Below are 3488 nucleotides of genomic sequence, written 5' to 3'. Positions count from 1 at the left end.
TTCGATTCTCTCCACCTTGGACACTCCTTTGCACTAGGTCTATGCCTAGGCCTTTGCTTCTACCAAGGTGTCCGGTTTAAATGGGGGCTACTACAGATTCGGAGTTGGGCCCCAAACCGCTGCAACCCTTCTATCTGTCGCTGGCGATAATCCGAATCGCCTGAAAAGTGAAGCGGCCTTGGCATCACTATGTGGTGCAAACCCTCTGCCAGCGTCATCTGGCAAAACCACAAGACATCGCTTGAATCGAGGTGGTAGTAGAGCTGCCAATAATGCTTTATGGACCATCGCTATGGTGCGAATGCGGAGTGATCCTCGCACCAGGGTCTACGTCGAACGGCGAACCAATGAAGGTCTGAGCACGAAGGAAATTCACAGGTGTCTCAAGCGATACATTGCCCGAGAATTGTACCCGTTAATCATGGGAGACCTTGGGACAATGAATGCTATTCCTTGACATAGGAGCGTCAATGCCCCGATGGAGAGGCTGTTCCGAAGTCTGAAATCTGAGTGGGTACCGGCCCTGGGATATCGGAATCTGCCTGAGGCCCAAAAAGATGTTGGTGGCTATCTGATGGACTACTACAACCGGCAAAGACCTCATACGTTCAACGGTGGCATTCCTCCCGTTGCAGCAGAGGAAAACCTTAAAATACTGTCCGGGATTAGTTGACCACTACACATGGGAGGCCTAGTGAACGATTGGAAGGGCTCCTTGTGTAAACCAGTCGTTCCCCCAAGAGGAAAATTCACGGCGATAGATGCTCATAGTGACTTCCAGGTTCATGGAGTACATGTAAAGGCTCCCCAACTGTTTTCTAAGATAACTTCTGTCCAATAGGTGAATGACGTACTTTTTGGACAGTGTCGCTTCCTGCAATAGATTCAGCAGTTTTTGGTGGAATTGCCCTTCGATATCCTTGGATAGATCAAACCGCGGTTGTTTGAACTTGCGGGTATGGCTGGCGATCATATCGTGAATTGGGGAATTCGATTCTAAAAAGCAGGCCGCCATCAGTAAGCCATCCTCCAGTGTATGTCCTCTAGTAGGAATCCAGATGTGAGAAAACTTGGTGTTGATGTCCTCATCACGGTCAGAAAAGTAACGCAATTGCCAGGCAGGCCTGTCGCCTTCACTGAAACTGAGCATCGCTTCGGGATGGACTCCGCCATGATTAGGGTGAGACTGGCCGATCTGCATAAAAGCGGTATTGGCTGCCATTGGTGCATCCTATATTTATGTTTTAAATGCTGTTCTAAATTGTGGTCGTCATGAAGTGATGGGCTTCATTCTCACTCCACTTCGTCCAAGCGATAAAACATCAATCCCCGTTTGGTGCTGTCAAATAAAGGTTCGCGATCATGCTGCACTTTTCGTCGCAGGCGAAAACGTTTGCCGTTTAAGCTCGAAATAAGATGTGCCGCAGTGCGCTGCCTCAACCTGTATTTATCAATCTGCCGCCTTCTAGCCTATAGCGGAAACGCAAAAAGGGCTTGAGCACTTTGATTCATGTGTCCACTTTAAGGCGCGGTGGCGACAGGCGGAGTCGCTAAACTTGAGTGCAGGTCAAAATTCCCTCAGCAAACTTAGATGCGCTTTTTCGAAACCACCTGCTTAAACAGCCGCCCGTTTCGGCGGCTGCTGGGTAACGGGCAAACAGTTTTCGAGACCATGGGTCAGCCAGCATTTCGTTCCTTGCCGAAGCATCCCCACGAGTATTTGGAGTTCGATAAACACCATTACTCGGCCCTCACCTTTGTACTGCTTCCCTTGAACCAGTGAGCTACACAGCAACATCTAAAGCGAGTTTAAACGAGCAATGCGACAGCTATGGTCGCGAGCTCAGTAGATGTTTTAAAGGCATTTCCTGCGATGTCATTTCTTTATTGCGTGCCTGCCCATTGGCAAGATTGGCGCATATTTCCCGCCGCAACCAAATTGGTTCAATAATGTCGAGGTGCATTGCCTGTGCGGTGAGCCACCACCGCAAGTCTTGAGTGTCGCCAACGGTCACTTTTACATCAAAGGAATTCTCGTCAATATCGGTCATCACCTGATCAAAACCCAGCGGCGATTCGGCCAGATGATTTAACACAGGTTTGTCGCAGCGGAGATGAAGAAACACGGGTTTATCGGAATGCAGAATCCCCATCGCGCCAGAGGCAATGTAAAGGTCGAGATCGAAACCATCGGGACGTTCAACAGGCTTTTTTAACAATCGGCCTTCTGATGACCGATGCAGAACCAACTGGCGAATTCCCTCTCGACCTTCAATTGTTCCGATCAGATAAACGTTTGGATCGCGGAAGACCAGGCCCAAAGGGTTCACCAGTATTTCTTCAGGTTGTGGCCAGTTTCTGGCCTTGTAGACAAGCTTGCATTTAAATTCGCGCAGCAAAGCTTCAGTGACCGTCTCCAGCACATCGGTTTCAACCTCAGGCATGTGGCTGTCAAGGCCTCGATTAATAACCCTGACCTTATCAGGCCACCCGCCCAGGCCGCTTCTCTCTCGTGCCAGAATGCGCTGTGCTGCATCGAAATGGGGTTTAAGATGAGAGAGCGCCCTTGGAGGAAGGATCGGTCGCAAATAAGCATGGGCAAGCTCAAAGGTTAGCGCTGCGGGGAGATCGAGAGCCGGAATGAGATCAAGTGCTGCATCCCGTTCAAAGGACCAGCGGAACGGGCGACATTCGGCGTCGACGACCAGTGGAAAGAATGCTGAGAGTTTTTCGAGATCGCGCTGAATCGATCGTTTGGTTACTGGCATCTCACGGTCACTTAAACGTTCAGCCAGTTCCGTAGTGGTTATAGTCCCTGGATATCTTGGAACCAAACGGAGCATGGTGAGATATCTGATAGCAGTTTCGGACATGCTTTACTCCATGCAATCAACAACGTCCTTCCTAGGCCACCTAACCAATTCTGACTCCACAAACCCTGAAGTCACTGTAGAAGCCCTGACATATTCGATATGGTTTGGCGGGCTATGCAAAATAATGGCCTGGCATACTCGAAGTTAGTATATTTTGGAGGCTGGGTCTAGGTAGGTTGGGGTGCAGTCGTATTGGACAAACCAGGCCGGTTAGTATTCACATACCAGCAGCGCTGCAGCCTGAGCAATATGCGTTTGACTTGAATCTAGATCAGTTATTGCGGCGCAGGCTGATGCTGAACGAAGCCAGGAAACTCGACTCGTCAGGGCATCCGCGGTGTTTCACCACTGATGCGTGCCGAAAATCTTCACTAGGTATTGCTGGTATGCGCTGTGTCTTCACAAGGTGATCTTTTCGAACATGAGAAAGAGAGGCAGGTTCTCGATGAGCTTCTTGCGGAATCAAAGCTTTATCATCAGAGCCGAGATTATCTCGAACTCTTGGAATTCGTTGCGCGGTGTAAGCGCCGTTAAATCGACCCTCTTGCCCTAATCGTATTGAGCCACTTTTTTCAAAGCCTGCAACTCGGCATTCCAGGGCAGCAAGGCTTCAAG

2 protein-coding genes and 2 pseudogenes are annotated in these 3488 nt (G+C 49.7%); 2 read left to right on the top strand and 2 right to left on the bottom strand.

The genetic code is table 11. From position 1 onward, the window contains the following. Nucleotides 1-112: 112 nt before the first annotated feature. Together BM035_RS22005 and BM035_RS22000 are read left to right on the top strand one after the other, a co-directional pair. Nucleotides 113-457, top strand: a pseudogene (locus BM035_RS22005) (IS110 family transposase); the annotation flags it as partial. A gap of 12 nt (nucleotides 458-469) precedes the next feature. After that, nucleotides 470-673, top strand: a pseudogene (locus tag BM035_RS22000) (integrase core domain-containing protein); the annotation flags it as partial. Between the two features lie 18 nt (nucleotides 674-691). Here the strand turns inward: BM035_RS22000 and BM035_RS21995 are convergent. Together BM035_RS21995 and BM035_RS21985 are read right to left on the bottom strand one after the other, a co-directional pair. Next, the gene (locus BM035_RS21995; RefSeq protein WP_092034428.1) at nucleotides 692-1222 is read right to left on the bottom strand and encodes a hypothetical protein; all 531 of its coding nucleotides are present in this window, start codon (nucleotides 1220-1222) and stop codon (nucleotides 692-694) included. Nucleotides 1223-1829: 607 nt separating this feature from the next. Continuing rightward, a complete protein-coding gene (locus tag BM035_RS21985; RefSeq protein WP_092034424.1) occupies nucleotides 1830-2873 on the bottom strand; it encodes a helix-turn-helix transcriptional regulator in 1044 nt (347 codons plus the stop codon). Between the last annotated feature and the right edge of the window lie 615 nt (nucleotides 2874-3488).

The sequence above is a fragment of the Marinobacter sp. DSM 26671 genome, assembly GCF_900112835.1.
GTDB classification, from domain to species: domain Bacteria; phylum Pseudomonadota; class Gammaproteobacteria; order Pseudomonadales; family Oleiphilaceae; genus Marinobacter; species Marinobacter flavimaris.
Note: the sequence above shows the minus strand (reverse complement) of the source record. Positions and strands in the feature narration are given on the sequence as shown.